This window comes from Sphingomonas montanisoli, from assembly GCF_008274695.1.
In the GTDB taxonomy this organism is placed as follows: Bacteria; Pseudomonadota; Alphaproteobacteria; order Sphingomonadales; family Sphingomonadaceae; genus Rhizorhabdus; species Rhizorhabdus montanisoli.
In genome coordinates this window covers 135,722-149,178 of record NZ_VTOU01000004.1, presented here as the reverse complement: position 1 = coordinate 149,178, position 13,457 = coordinate 135,722, and the positions used below count along the sequence as shown (strand labels likewise).

Sequence of the window (13,457 nt, the reverse complement as noted above, 5' to 3'; positions counted from 1 at the left end):
TGATGTCGGTCCTGGACGCCGGTCCCGCAAGGGGAGGCGTGCTTCGGAACGCGGGAATATCAGTCCTTGTTGGCGTCGATGTAGGCGATCGCGTCCTTGACGGTCGTGATCTTCTCAGCCGCATCGTCGGGGATTTCGACGCCGAATTCCTCTTCGAACGCCATGACCAGCTCGACGATGTCGAGGCTGTCGGCGCCCAGATCGTCGATGAAGCTCGCCTCTTCGGTGACCTTCTCGGCTTCGACGCCGAGATGCTCGACGACGATCTTCTTAACGCGCTCGGCGGTCTCGCTCATTTGGGTAGCCTTCCTTCGAATTGTTGGCTCCGCACTAACGGGGCCAAGTTACGCTTGCAAGAGTGTGTGAACGCCCAACCTCCCCACCTCGTCGTTGCGAGGAGCCGGAGGCGACGCGGCAATCCAATCCCGAACTGTCGGCCCTTGCGAGCCGTGGGCCTGGATTGCAAGGTGGATCAAATCATCGCCATGCCACCGTTGACGTGGAGCGTCTGCCCGGTGACGTAGGCCGCTTCCCGGCTGGCGAGATAGACGACGGCGGCGGCGATGTCGTCGCCCTCGCCCAGCTTGCCGGCCGGGATCTTGGTGAGCAGCGCGTCCTTCTGCGCGTCGGGCAGCACGTCGGTCATCGCCGACCGGATGAAGCCGGGGGCGACGCAGTTGACGGTGATGTTGCGGCTCGCCAGCTCCTGCCCCAGCGCCTTCGACATGCCGACCAGGCCCGCCTTCGACGCGGCGTAATTGGCCTGCCCCGGATTGCCGGTCGTTCCCACGACCGACGTGATCGTGATGACGCGGCCGTGGCGCGCCTTCATCATCGGCTTGGTCGCCGCGCGGATCAGGCGGAACGCGGCCTCCAGGTTGACCGAGATCACCTGATCCCACTCGTCATCCTTCATCCGCATGATCAGATTGTCGCGGGTGACGCCCGCATTGTTGACGAGAATGTCGAGCTTTCCACCCAGCGCCTCGACCGCCTGCGGCACCAATGCGTCGACCGCGGTGGCATCGCCAAGGTTGCACGGGAGGATCACGGTATCGCCCCCAATCTCGGCCGCAACCGCGCTCAGCTTGTCGGCATTGGTGCCCGACAGCGCGACCTTGGCGCCCTGCGCGACCAGAGCCTTTGCGATCGCCGAGCCGATTCCGCCCGAAGCGCCGGTCACCAGCGCGGTCATTCCCGTCAGATCAAACATGCCGGTTCCACTTCTCTCTATCGTCACCCCCGCGAAGGCGGGGGCCTATCCAGCGCCTTTCCTCGCGGAGAGACCGGATGGATCCCCGCCTTCGCGGGGACGACGGGTTTATTGAATTACAACGAAGCCGCCAGCGCTTCGATATCGGCCATTGTGACGATGCTCGTCGCGGTCGCCTGATCGGTTATGTCCTTGACCATCGGGCCGACGACCTTGCCGCCGAACTCGATGAAATGATCGACGCCGCCCGCCGCCATCGCCGCGACGCTTTCGCGCCAGCGCACCGTGCCCGTCACCTGATCGACGAGCAGGCGGACGATCTCGGCCGGGTCGGCCGTGGGCGATGCCGTGACGTTGGCATAGACCGGCACCAGCGGCGCCTGCGCATGATTGTCGCGGAAAGCGGCGGCCATGGCATCGGCGGCTGGCTGCATCAGCGCGCAGTGGAACGGCGCAGACACGGGCAGCAGCATCGCGCGGCGCGCGCCCTTGGCCTTGGCGATCTCGATCGCGCGCTCGACGGCTTCCTTGTGGCCGGACACGACGACCTGGCGGTTGCTGTTGTCGTTGGCAGCCTGACAGACTTGGCCCTGTGCGGCCTCCTCGGCGACGGCGCGCGCGCCTTCGAAGTCGAGGCCAAGGAACACCGCCATCGCGCCGACGCCGACCGGCACCGCCGCCTGCATCGATTGGCCGCGCAGCTTCAGCAGCTTCGCGGTGGTCGCGAGGTCGAAAGCATCGGCGGCGCACAAGGCGCTATATTCGCCCAGCGAGTGCCCGGCGACGAACGCCGCCTTGTCGGGCAGGCTGATGCCGCCTTCCTTTTGCAGCACGCGCAGGGTGGCGACCGCGTTCGCCATGATCGCGGGCTGCGCATTCTCGGTCAGCGTCAGTTCGTCGGCCGGCCCTTCCACCATCAGGCGGAACAGGTTCTGGCCGAGCGCATCGTCGACCTCCTGAAAAACCTCGCGCGCGATCGGGCTGGCATCGGCCAGCGCCTGGCCCATGCCGACGGCCTGGCTACCCTGGCCGGGAAAGATGAATGCGCGCATCGCCGAGGCTCCTCTTATCTCGAAGCGCCCGCCGATAGAATTGGTGGGCACGGGAGGCAAGGGCAGCCTTAACCCAGGATCCGCGCCCGCGCCTGCGGATAGGTGCCGAGAACGCGCACCCATTTCGTATGGAACGCCAGTTCCTCCAGCGCGCGACGCACCGGCGCTTCATCCGGATGGCCTTCGATATCGGCGTAGAATTCGGTCGCCGAGAAGGTCGCGCCGCGCTGATAGCTTTCCAGCTTGGTCATGTTGACCCCGTTGGTCGCAAAGCCGCCCAGCGCTTTGTAGAGCGCGGCGGGGATATTCTTCACTTCGAACAGGAAGCTGGTCATCACCGGGCCATTGCCCGGCGGCGTTTCCGGCCCGTTGAGCGCGAGAACGACGAAGCGGGTCATATTGTCTTCGGCGTCGGCCACGTCCTCGACGACGACGTCGAGACCATAGAGTTCGGCCGATAGGTGCGGGGCGAGCGCCGCGACATGCACCTCCCCCATTTCCGCCACCAAAGCCGCAGCGCCGGCCGTGTCGGGATAGGCGATCGGCGTGATCCCCTGCCCGCGCAGCCAGTGGCGGCACTGACCCAGCGCCTGCGGGTGGCTCATCGCTTCGGTGATCTGCGTGTGGCCGGGAATCGCCATCAGCGTGTGGCGGATCGCCATGAAATGCTCACCGGTAATGACCAGGCCGGATTCGGGCAGCAGGAAATGCATGTCGGCGACCCGGCCGTTGAGCGAATTCTCGATCGGAATCACCGCACAGTCGGCGCGCCCCTCGCGAACCGCATCGATCGCGTCCTCGAAGCTGAAACAAGGCAACGGCAGCGCGTCGGGAAAGGCTTCGAGCACCGCGCGATGCGAATTCGCGCCCGGCGCCCCCTGAAACGCGACGGCGCGACTCGTATCGGCGGCGGCTTCGGTGGTCATGCGCGCGACAAGCGCCTGTGCTGGGGCGGGATAATTCTGCATGGGGCGCGAGCGTTAGGGCCGCGTTGGGCGCATCGCAAGCCGCAGCGCAGCAATTTGCCGTCCTTCTGGCTTGCGGACGCATCCAACCGATTATAAAGCGAGCGCGTTTCTCGTGCGGTGACGCGCGGGACCAGGGATTTTCGAGGGGCAAGATGGACGATCGCGCGAATACTATGGCCGGCTGGGCGCTTGCGGGCGGCATTGCGGCCCTTGGCCTCTCCATCCTGTCGGGTGAGTATTTCCACGCCGAACGGCCCGAAAAGATGGGCTATGTCGTCGAAGGCGTCGAGGAAGAGGGCGCCGAAGGCGGCGCCGCCGCCGAAAAGCCGATCGAATTCTACCTCGCCAGCGCCGATCCGGCCAAGGGCGCCGACGTGTTCAAGAAGTGCGCGGCCTGCCACAACGCCACGCAGGGCGGCCCGAATGCCCTCGGCCCGAATCTGTATCATGTTCTGGGTGAACCGGTCGGCAAGGGCCGTGGCTTCGCCTTCTCGGATGCGCTCGCGGGCAAGGGCGGCACCTGGAACTGGGACAATCTGAGCCAGTGGCTCAAGAGCCCGAAGGCGTTCGCTCCGGGCACCAAGATGACCTTCGCGGGTCTTTCGAAGCCCGAAGATCGCGCCAACATCATCGCTTATTTGAATCAGCAATCGCCCAGCCCGCTGCCGATGCCGGCGGCGCCTGCCGAAGACGCAGCGCCTGCTCCGGCCGAAGGCGGCGACAATGCCACCGCCCCGGCCGAAGGCGGCAACGAGGCGGCCCCGGCCGAATAAGCCGTACGCTCCGCACCATTTCACGAAGACCCCGCCCCGGCGGGGTCTTTTCGTTTTGGGGCTCACAGATTGATCCTCCCCCGCCAGGGAGCGCGGCGGGGGAGGATAGAAAAGGATTCTCGCCGGGATGACGAAACAGACGGCGGGTAATCGCGCGGAAACATAATCGCCGTTGATCGCGGCATTTCGGTCGTTACAGTCGCGCCTCATGCTTCACGACATCATCGCCGCCTGCGCGGTTTTCATCATCGCGGTCATCCTGCGCGGCGGCTATTGGGGCATCATCATCCTGATGGCGATCGAGAGCGCGTGCATCCCGCTCCCGTCCGAAATCATCATGCCGTTTGCGGGCTATCTGGTGTCGACCGGCGACTTCAATCTGTACATGGCGGCGACTGCCGGCGCGATCGGTTGCAACGTCGGATCGATCTTCGCCTATGAACTGGGCAAGCGCGGCGGCCGCGCGGTGGTCGATCGCTGGGGCAAATATATCCTGATGAGCCATTCGGACCTCGATCGCGCCGAAAGGTTCTTCGGTCGCTGGGGCGATCTCACCGTGCTCGTGTGCCGCCTGCTCCCCGCGATCCGCAGCTTCATCGCCTTCCCGGCAGGCGTCGCGCGGATGAACCTGTTCCGCTTTCACCTCTACACCTTCATTGGATCGTGGCCGTGGTGCTTCGGCCTGGCCTGGGTCGGCATGAAGCTGGGTGATCAGTGGCGCACCGATCCGCGCCTCAGCGGCCTGCTCCACCAACTCGACTTCGTCGTCGTCGGCGTGATCCTCGTGGGCGTGATCTGGTTCGTGTGGCACCGGATCAAGGCGCCCAAGAAGATCGCATGAACCCGATCTATTCGGGCCTGCCGACCACCATTTTCGAAAAAATGTCCGCGATCGCCCGCGAAACCGGCGCGATCAATCTGGGGCAGGGCTTCCCCGACGCCCCCGGCCCGCTCGATATCCTGGAATCGGCGGCCGATGCGCTGCTGACCCGGTCGAACCAGTATCCGCCGATGGCGGGCCTGCCCGAACTGCGCCACGCGATCGCCGACCATTATCGCCGCCATCAGGGCGTGGATTTCGACGCATTGTCCGAGGTCGTCGTCACCTCGGGCGCGACCGAGGCGATCGCCGCCGCGATCTTCGCAATCCTTTCGCCCGATGACGAAGCAATCCTGATCGAGCCGCTCTACGACGCCTATGCCCCGCTCGTCCGCCGCGCGGGCGGCGTGGTGCGCACGATCCGCCTCCAGCCGCCGACATGGCGACTCGACCCCGCCGATCTCGATGCCGCGATCACCGCGCGGACCCGGCTGATCATCGTCAACAATCCGGTCAACCCGACCGGCACGATGTTCGACCGCAAAACCCTCACCGCCATCGCCGACCGTTGCGTCGCCGATGGCATCATCGCCCTGTGCGACGAGGTGTGGGAACATGTCCGCTTTGGCCCCGATCATATCCCGCTGATCGCCATGCCCGGCATGCGCGAACTGACCGTGAAGATCGGCTCTGCGGGCAAGATCTTCGCGCTGACCGGCTGGAAGGTCGGCTGGCTGATCGCCGACATGGCGCTCGCGGGCGTCATCGCCAAGGCGCACCAGTTCCTCACCTTCACCACCCCGCCCAATCTGCAATGGGCGGTCGCCGAAGGGCTGGCCAAGCCCGACGGATGGTTCGATTCGATGCGCGGCGGATTCGCCGCAGCGCGCGACCGACTGGTCGGCGGGCTGCGCGGCGCGGGGTTCACGGTCCTGCCGTCCGACGCGACGTGGTTCGTCTCGATCGACCTCGCGGCCTCTGGGATCGCGCTGGATGACGTCACCTTCGCTGAACGCATGGCGCATGAGGCCGGGGTCGTCTCGATCCCGATGTCGGCCTTTTACGAGAGCGACCCGATCACCTCGATCGTCCGCCTCTGCTACGCCAAGGACGACGCCACGATCGACGGAGCGGTGCGGCGGATGGCGGGATTTCGAGCAAAGCTCGCCCCATAATCCTCGTCATTGCGAGGAGCCGAAGGCGACGCGGCAATCCACTCCGCAGTTCGGAATGGATTGCTTCGCTCCGCTCGCAATGACGAGTCTTATGCCTCAAGCCGCCAGCGGAAAGTCCAGCAACCGCTCCGCCACCGGCACCAGCGCGCGCGCATCGCGGCCCACCGCGCGCAGGATCGCGGGGTCGGCCGCGTCCATCCCGCCCGTGAACGCACCGAAGGACGGCAGGATCAACTTCGTCCGCCCCACCACGAAGCAGGGCCGCGACACCCGCCGCCCGCGCAACGTCACGATATATTTCGGGTGATAATGCCCCGAAATCTCGGGGCGCGGATCGCGCGGGTCGGCCGCGTGGCGCAGGATCGCATCGCCCAACGTCGCTTCGGCCAGCACCCGGCCGGCCGGCGGATCGACGATCTCGGCGTCGTGATTGCCGACGATCCACACCCAGTCGACTTCGCCCGCCATCCGCACCAGCGCCGCTCGCGCTTCCCCCTCCAGCCGCGCAACTCCCCCGCGATCGTGGAAGCTGTCGCCCAGACACACGAGAGTCCGCGCCTCGGTCTTCGCGATCAGCGCGTCGATCCGGCGCAACGTCTCGATCGAATCGTAGGGCGGCAGCATCTGCCCGCGCGCGGCATAGGCGCTGCCCTTTTCGAGATGCAGATCGGCGACCAGCAAGGTGCGCGTCGCGGCGCAAAAGGCTGCCCCCTCGGGCAGCGCAAGCAGATCGTGACCGCAGAACGAAAAGCGAACCATGCCCCGCCCTAACCCGCCGCCCTCTCCTCTTCAACTCGTCATTGCGAGCGTAGCGAAGCAATCCACTCCGGACTGCGGAATGGATTGCCGCGCCGCCTTCGGCTCCTCGCAATGACGAAGTGGTGGTTAGGGGCGCCCGTTCTCAAACAACACGCAGCGATCCTCGAACGTCACGAGCACCGATTGCTGGTCGAAGCGCATATTATACGCCTTCGCAATCGCGCTCACCTTCGTCCGGTCATCCTCGCGTCCGGGCAGGACGAGGATCAGCAGCTTGCTCGGCTCGCGCGTCACACGGCCTGCCTTGTTCATCCACCGCCCTTGCGCATCGAGGACGGTCAACCCCTCGGGGAAACGGGCCGTTACTTCGCGATCGAGGAAGTCGGTAAAGTCGGCGTCTGCGATCGGCCCCGCCTTGTTGCTCGCGCCCAGGAACAGTTCGGCGGTGAGCTGCGTGGTTTCACCACGCGCGCAGCCTGCTTCAACGGAAGCGGCGCAGCACAAGGCAGCAAGGCCGAAAGACAGGCGCGCGATCATCAACGCCGACGCTGCCATGCCCAGAAAGCGGCCGCAACCGGCGCGGCAAGGCCGATCCACGCGAGTACGTCCTCCCATCCGTCGCCGAGCAGACCGACGATCAACCCGATCGTGCTGAGCAGCGCCAGCAGCATCGGCACCGCAAAGATGGCGAGCGCGGTCTTGTGCCCCGGCTTCAGGCGAACCTGCTTCATTCGGCCGCCACCGGCGCCAGCGCCGCGCCGCTGCGCACCTCGCGGATGCGCGCCTCGATCGATCCGGCGCGCCGCCCGATCCACAGATAGAGGCCGCTCCCCAGAATCACGATCGCCCCGATATCGAGCAAGGCCCACAATATCTTGAGCGGCATCGCGCCATAATCGCCGAAGTGCAGCGGCTGCGACAGGCGCAGCGCCAGCATATACCACGGCATGTGCGCCATAGCGGTCAGCTTGCCGGTCTGCGCGTCGATCAAAGCGGGCGTGTGGATCTGCTTGGTCGCCGGCGTCGCCCCGCGCAGCCACACCGCGAAATGATGCTCGCTGGTGAAACGCACGCCGGGGAAGGCGATGAACTGCGGCGTCGTGCCGGGCGCTGCGGCCTTCGCGGTATCCACCGCCGCCTGCACCGAACCGAACCGCGCAACAGGCACCGGCGGCAGCCCCTGATAAGGCGCGGTCAGCTTCGCCAGTTGGTCGCTGCGCCACACGTTGACCAGCGGATCGCTCAGCGTGTTGATCACGCCGGTCAGCCCGACGACCATCACCCAGGCGAGCGTGACGATGCCCAGCATGTTGTGCATGTCCAGCCAGCGCACCCGCCGGCTTTTCGACCAGCGCATCGTCCCGAAATCCAGCTTCCGCATGAACGGCGCGTAGAGGACGACGCCGGAAACCGTCGCCACGCAGAACAGGAAGCCCATGAACCCCAGGAACAATTCCCCCGGCAGGGACAGGAACATATCGACATGCAGGCGCAGGATGAAACCCATCACCCCGCCTTCGTCGATCTCCCCCACCGGCTTGGCCGTGCGCAAGTCCATCGGGGTGATATGCATTTCCTTGCGCGTCGCCCGCGCGGTCGGCCCGGTGGTGATGTTCACCACCGGGCGATCGTCGTCGAAGCTCAGGAACAGCGGCCGCTCGCCCGGATAGAGGCGCTTGGCCGCCGCCAGCATCTGATCGAGGTCATGGTTCGGCACCCCCGGCATCGCCGGCAGCACCTTGCTCTCGCCCAGCGCCTTGTCGATCTCCTCATGGAAGATCAAAGGCAGGCCCGTCAGGCACAGCATCAGCAGGAACGCCGTGCAGATCAGGCTCGTCCACTTGTGGACGAGATACCAGGCCTTGATCGTTCCGTTGGTCATCGGATCAATACTCGAACGTTGCCGACGCCTTCACCGTGCGGGGCTGGCCCTGTACCAGATTGCTGCCGAACGCCGAATACCAGTAGCGGCGATTGTCGATATTCTCCGCGCTCAGGCGCAGCGTCACGGGATGGCCATCGGCGACCACCACGTACCGCATGCCCACGTCGAAGCGGGTCCAGCTGTCGAGCCGCTGCAGATTGGTCGGATCGACATATTGCTTGCCGGTCCGCACCACGCGGCCGGTGAAGGTCGCGGCCTTCAGGAAGGGCGGGACGACTTCGAAGCCGACATTGAGCTGATAGCCCGGAACGCCCACCGCATCGTTGCCGTCATTGGTGCCGTTGGCGGTCTTGCGCAGCTTGGCGTCGACGATCGTGCCGCCGCCGATCAGGCGCAGCCAGTCGGTCGGTTCGCCGTTGAAGCTGAACTCGATGCCCCGATTGCGCTGCTCGCCATCGACACTGAACAGCACGGTGCCCGGATTGGCCGGGTTGGTCTGGCTCAGCGCGCTCGGCTGCTTGGTCTGGAACAGCGCCAGCGTCGCGGTCAGCCCGCGGATCGCGACCTTGCCGCCGACTTCATACTGCTTCGACCGGAACGGCGGGAAGATCGTGCCCGGCGCGACGTTCGCGGCGGTCACAGGCGCGGTCGGCCCCTGCGCCAGCGCCTCGACGCGGTTCGCGTAGATCGAAATCCGCTCGGTCGGCCGCACGACGAGGCCGACCACCGGGGTCGTCACCGTCTTGGTATAGTTCGACGTGCGGCGGAAGGTCGCCCGGTCATAGGCTTCGACGTTCAGATGCTGGCGCCGCGCGCCCACGGTCAAAAGAACGCGATCGTCCGCAAAGCCGATCGTGTCCGACAGGAACAGGCTGCTGAACGCATTCTTCGACACGCGCGGCAGATCGGTCAGGCTGCCGCCGGTGGTCGTCGGCGCATCGGCCGGCTTGGCGACATAAACCGGCGTGTAGAGATTGGTGCAGAACACCGTCGTCGCGGTGCTGCACGGGCGCACCGCCGCCGGGAAGGTGCCCGATCGGAACGAATTGCGGTTGCTCTGCAGGTTGATCGATCCGCCCGCGTTGAACTCGTGGCTCATCCCCGCGAAGCTCACCTTGCCGCGAATGCCAGCCTGCCCGCTCTGGTTGTTGTCCTTGCGCGGCACGAACAGGCGCGCGCCGGTTCCGGCGCCGGTGGTCGCGTTGGTGACGGTCACGGTCGAATATTCGCCATCCTCGCGCCCGTCGCGGATGCCGGCGGCGGCATAGACCATCACATTGTCGACCACGTCGACCTCGACGCGCGCCAGCGCATAAATGTCGCGCAGCTTGGTGAAGGACCAAGGCTGGCCATAATTGTTGTTCGCGTCGGGCACGCGCGGCACGGCGACGCCGGTGTTGAGCAGGCGTACCTGCGGACGCGGCTGGAACGCCTGCTGGTTCTCATAACCGAAGTCGAAGAAGAATCGGCCCGGCCCGCGACGGAAATCGAAGCTCGCGCCCAGCACGCCGACGCGGCGCTTGTCATTGTCGATTGCGGTGTCGCCGCGACGGTACACGCCGTTCACGCGGATGCCGAAGCTGTCCTCCTCGCCGAAGCGGGTGCCCGCATCGAAATTGCCGCCGAAGATGCTGTCGGCGCCATAGCTGGCGGTGGCGCGGAACAGCGTCTTTTCGGCGCGCTTGGGGATCAGGTTGATGCCGCCGCCCGTGCCGGTGCCGCTGGGCGCCGCGCCGAACAGGAAGGCGTTGGCGCCGTTCAGCACCTGGATGCTCTCATAGAGTTCGGGCGAGACCAGCTGGCGCGGCGTGATGCCGAACAGCCCGTCCATCGCCACATCATCGCCGCTGAGCGCGAAGCCGCGGATCACGAACAGTTCGGCCTGGTTGCCGAAGCCCTGCGCGGTGCGGACCGAAGGTTCGTTCTTCAGCACGTCGCCGATCGTCTCGGCCTGCTGATCGAGCACCAGCTGCGCGGTATAGGTCGTGACGTTGAACGGCGTTTCGAGCGCGCTCTTGTTGCCCAGCACGCCCAGATTGCCGTCGCTGACGACCTGTTTCTGCGCCTGCTGCGCGGTGACGATGATATCGTCAGACGCTTCCTGCGCCCACAGCGGTGCGGCAACCAGCCCCGCACAACCCGCCAGCAACGCCAACGACGTCTTCATGTCTCACTCCGCGATCGATATTTGGAAAGCGTGGCGAGTAGCTTCTCACACAAGCTACTGCAAGTCACTCGCAACAATTTGAAACAGAGCGTGTCCCAAAAGGCACAGCACCGCTGGCGGGGTTCGGCGCATCTGCTAGAAGATGGGGAACGAACGCTATTTCCTACCAATATGATAGTATAAAGAGCCACCGATGATCCAGTTCGAATCGGTCGCCAAGACGTTCACGACCGGCGGCCTTCCCGCGCTTCACGACGTGACCCTGTCGATCGCCGCCAGCGAGATTTTCGGCGTCATTGGCCGGTCGGGCGCGGGCAAATCCACGCTGGTCCGCCTGATCAACGGCCTCGAACGCCCCAGCAGCGGGCGCGTGGTGGTCGACGGACAGGATGTCGGCGCCGCCCGGCCCGCCGATATGCGCGCGCTGCGCCGGCGGGTCGGCATGATCTTCCAGCAATTCGGCCTGCTCTCCTCGGCCACCGTTGCGGACAATATGGCGCTGCCGCTGCGCATCGCGGGCGTCCCCGCCGACGCCCGCAAGGCGCGCGTCGCCGATCTGCTCGATCGGGTCGGTCTCGCCGCCCACGGCCACAAATATCCGGGCCAGCTTTCGGGCGGGCAGAAGCAGCGCGTCGGCATTGCGCGCGCCATCGCTGGGGACGCGCGCATCCTGCTGTGCGATGAGGCGACCAGCGCGCTCGATCCCGAAACCACGCGCGACATCCTGTCCCTCATCGCCGATCTCAACCGCGATCTCGGCCTCACCATCGTGATGATCACGCACGAAATGGAGGTGGTGCGCGAGGTGTGCGATCGCGTCGCCGTGCTCGATGCCGGCCGCCTTGTCGAAACCGGCCCCGTCGCCGACATCTTCCTGCGCCCGCAAGCCGCCGAAACCCGCCGTCTGCTCGCCCAAGCCGGCGAAGGGCATGCCGATCACGCCGATTTCCCCGGCCGCGTCGTCCGCCTCACCTTCGAAGGCGATGCCATCGCCCAGCCGGTCCTCACCCGCGTCGCGCGCGAGACCGGGGTCGATCTCGTCGTCCTCGGCGGCCATATCGGCCGCTTCCGGCAGGGGCGCTACGGCCAGTTGACCCTCGGCGTCACCGGCGATGCCGAAGCCGCCGTCGCGGCGCTCGCCACCTACGGAGCGGTGTCATGATCGACTTCGATTCGATAGACTGGTCCGACATCGGCCAGGCCACGCTCGACACGCTCGCGATGCTCTCCGGCTCGCTGATCCTCACCGTCGCCATCGGACTCCCGCTCGGCGTCGTCCTGTTCCTCGCCAGTCCTGGACAGGTCTGGGCGAACCGCGTCGCGCATCTGGGGCTGTCGCTGGTCGTCAACCTGCTGCGATCGGTGCCCTTCATCATCCTGCTGATCGTGATGATCCCGCTCACGGTTGCGCTCGTCGGCACATCGCTCGGCGTCGTCGGCGCGATCCCGCCTCTGGTCGTGGCCGCCGCGCCCTTCTTCGCGCGCCTCGTCGAACTGGCGCTGCGCGAGGTCGGGCGCGACACGATCGAAGCGGTCACCGCGATGGGCGCCACGACGCGTGACCTCGTCCTGCGCGCTTTGATCCCGGAGGCGATGCCGGGGATTCTCGCCGGTATCACCGTCACCGCGGTCGCGCTCGTCTCCTTCACCGCGATGGCCGGCGTGGTTGGCGCGGGCGGGCTTGGCGATCTCGCGATCCGCTTCGGCTATCAACGGTTCCAGACCGACGTGATGATCGTCACGGTCGTCCTCTTGCTGATCCTCGTCCAATTGCTTCAGATGGCGGGCGATCGCCTCGTCCGTCATTTCAGCCGCCGATAGAAAGTCCGCCCATGCGCTCTCTCGCCCTCATCGCCTTCGCAGCACTTGCGCTCGCCGGCTGCAAGAAGGACGCCGCCCCCGCCGATCCCAACACGCTGACGGTCGCCGCGACCGCCGTGCCCCACGCCGAGATCCTCGAGGCGGTGAAGCCCGGTCTCGCCAGGGACGGGCTGAAACTCGATATCCGCGTGTTCAACGATTATGTGCAGCCCAACGTGCAGGTCGCCGAAGGCCGCATCGCGGTCAGCTATTTCGAGACCGAAAGCTACCTTGCCGAGTTCAACAAGGCGCGCGGCACCAATCTCGTCACGATCGCGGGCGTCCATGTCGAGCCGCTCGGCGGCTATTCGAAGAAATGGAAGACGCTCAAGGACGTGCCCGACGGCGCGACCATCGCGATCCCCAACGATGCCAGCACCAGCGGCCGCGCCTTGATCCTCCTCCAGAAAGCGGGCCTGATCAAACTCAAGCCCGGCGCGGGCATGACGGCATCGCCCCGCGACATCGCCGAAAACCCGCACAAATATGTGTTCAAGCAGTTGGAGGGCGCCACCCTGCCCCGCGTGATCGATCAGGTCGATCTGGCCCTGATCAACACCAATTACGCGCTGGAGGCGAAGCTGCGCCCCGGTCAGGACGCGCTCGTGATCGAGGGTAAGGACAGCCCCTATGTCAACTTCGTCGTCGGCCCCGAAAGCGCGCGGGACGATCCGCGCGTCGTGAAGCTGGTCGCGGCGCTCCGCAGCCCCGAGACGAAGGCGTTCATCGAGCAGCGTTACAAGGGTGCGGTGATCCCGGCCTTCTGAGAAGGCCCATCTGCTCGG

15 protein-coding genes are annotated in these 13,457 nt (G+C 65.9%); 6 read left to right on the top strand and 9 right to left on the bottom strand.

Translation table 11 applies throughout. The annotated features are described in order from the left end of the window. Nucleotides 1–59 precede the first annotated feature (59 nt). From FYJ91_RS17185 to FYJ91_RS17170, 4 genes are all read right to left on the bottom strand, one after another. A complete protein-coding gene (locus FYJ91_RS17185) occupies nucleotides 60–296 on the bottom strand; it encodes an acyl carrier protein (protein ID WP_127744301.1) in 237 nt (78 codons plus the stop codon). 176 nt (nucleotides 297–472) lie between these two features. After that, entirely contained in the window at nucleotides 473–1,213 is a 741-nt protein-coding gene (gene fabG / locus FYJ91_RS17180; protein WP_149523546.1) for a 3-oxoacyl-[acyl-carrier-protein] reductase, read from the bottom strand. Nucleotides 1,214–1,329: 116 nt separating this feature from the next. Beyond that, entirely contained in the window at nucleotides 1,330–2,265 is a 936-nt protein-coding gene (gene fabD, locus FYJ91_RS17175; protein WP_149523545.1) for an ACP S-malonyltransferase, read from the bottom strand. A 68-nt stretch (nucleotides 2,266–2,333) separates the two neighbouring features. Continuing rightward, entirely contained in the window at nucleotides 2,334–3,233 is a 900-nt protein-coding gene (locus FYJ91_RS17170; protein ID WP_149523544.1) for a prephenate dehydratase, read from the bottom strand. 152 nt (nucleotides 3,234–3,385) lie between these two features. Here FYJ91_RS17170 and FYJ91_RS17165 point away from each other — a divergent pair, with 152 nt between their 5' ends. From FYJ91_RS17165 to FYJ91_RS17155, 3 genes are all read left to right on the top strand, one after another. After that, the gene (locus FYJ91_RS17165; RefSeq protein ID WP_149523543.1) at nucleotides 3,386–4,006 is read left to right on the top strand and encodes a c-type cytochrome; all 621 of its coding nucleotides are present in this window, start codon (nucleotides 3,386–3,388) and stop codon (nucleotides 4,004–4,006) included. 208 nt (nucleotides 4,007–4,214) lie between these two features. Next, the gene (locus FYJ91_RS17160) at nucleotides 4,215–4,847 is read left to right on the top strand and encodes a DedA family protein (protein ID WP_149523542.1); all 633 of its coding nucleotides are present in this window, start codon (nucleotides 4,215–4,217) and stop codon (nucleotides 4,845–4,847) included. Next, entirely contained in the window at nucleotides 4,844–6,001 is a 1,158-nt protein-coding gene (locus FYJ91_RS17155) for an aminotransferase (protein ID WP_149523541.1), read from the top strand. The genes FYJ91_RS17160 and FYJ91_RS17155 overlap by 4 nt, the downstream gene beginning before the upstream one ends. 96 nt (nucleotides 6,002–6,097) lie before the next feature. Here FYJ91_RS17155 and pdeM read toward each other — a convergent pair whose 3' ends face one another. From pdeM to FYJ91_RS17130, 5 genes are all read right to left on the bottom strand, one after another. Continuing rightward, the gene (pdeM, locus tag FYJ91_RS17150; RefSeq protein ID WP_149523540.1) at nucleotides 6,098–6,760 is read right to left on the bottom strand and encodes a ligase-associated DNA damage response endonuclease PdeM; all 663 of its coding nucleotides are present in this window, start codon (nucleotides 6,758–6,760) and stop codon (nucleotides 6,098–6,100) included. 126 nt (nucleotides 6,761–6,886) lie between these two features. Continuing rightward, the gene (locus FYJ91_RS17145) at nucleotides 6,887–7,297 is read right to left on the bottom strand and encodes a DUF3574 domain-containing protein (RefSeq protein ID WP_246152725.1); all 411 of its coding nucleotides are present in this window, start codon (nucleotides 7,295–7,297) and stop codon (nucleotides 6,887–6,889) included. Further along, complete coding sequence (locus tag FYJ91_RS17140) at nucleotides 7,297–7,491, bottom strand: hypothetical protein (protein ID WP_149523538.1); 195 nt, start codon at nucleotides 7,489–7,491, stop codon at nucleotides 7,297–7,299. Before FYJ91_RS17140 ends, FYJ91_RS17145 begins: the two co-directional genes overlap by 1 nt. Beyond that, nucleotides 7,488–8,642 (bottom strand): PepSY-associated TM helix domain-containing protein, encoded by a 1,155-nt coding sequence (locus tag FYJ91_RS17135; protein ID WP_149523537.1) that lies wholly within the window; start codon nucleotides 8,640–8,642, stop codon nucleotides 7,488–7,490. Before FYJ91_RS17135 ends, FYJ91_RS17140 begins: the two co-directional genes overlap by 4 nt. Before the next feature lie 4 nt (nucleotides 8,643–8,646). Next, nucleotides 8,647–10,812, bottom strand: a complete 2,166-nt coding sequence (locus FYJ91_RS17130; protein ID WP_149523536.1) for a TonB-dependent receptor — start codon at nucleotides 10,810–10,812, stop codon at nucleotides 8,647–8,649. A gap of 193 nt (nucleotides 10,813–11,005) precedes the next feature. On the opposite strand from FYJ91_RS17130, the gene FYJ91_RS17125 reads away from it, so the two are divergent. Genes FYJ91_RS17125 through FYJ91_RS17115 form a run of 3 tightly spaced genes read left to right on the top strand, consistent with a single transcriptional unit; the run spans nucleotide 11,006 to nucleotide 13,439 of the window. After that, nucleotides 11,006–11,974 (top strand): methionine ABC transporter ATP-binding protein, encoded by a 969-nt coding sequence (locus FYJ91_RS17125; protein ID WP_149523535.1) that lies wholly within the window; start codon nucleotides 11,006–11,008, stop codon nucleotides 11,972–11,974. Next, nucleotides 11,971–12,633 carry a methionine ABC transporter permease gene (locus tag FYJ91_RS17120; RefSeq protein ID WP_149523534.1) on the top strand — a complete coding sequence of 221 codons (663 nt, stop codon included), beginning with the start codon at nucleotides 11,971–11,973 and terminating at the stop codon, nucleotides 12,631–12,633. Before FYJ91_RS17125 ends, FYJ91_RS17120 begins: the two co-directional genes overlap by 4 nt. An 11-nt stretch (nucleotides 12,634–12,644) precedes the next feature. Continuing rightward, nucleotides 12,645–13,439 carry a MetQ/NlpA family ABC transporter substrate-binding protein gene (locus tag FYJ91_RS17115; RefSeq protein WP_149523533.1) on the top strand — a complete coding sequence of 265 codons (795 nt, stop codon included), beginning with the start codon at nucleotides 12,645–12,647 and terminating at the stop codon, nucleotides 13,437–13,439. Nucleotides 13,440–13,457 lie beyond the last annotated feature (18 nt).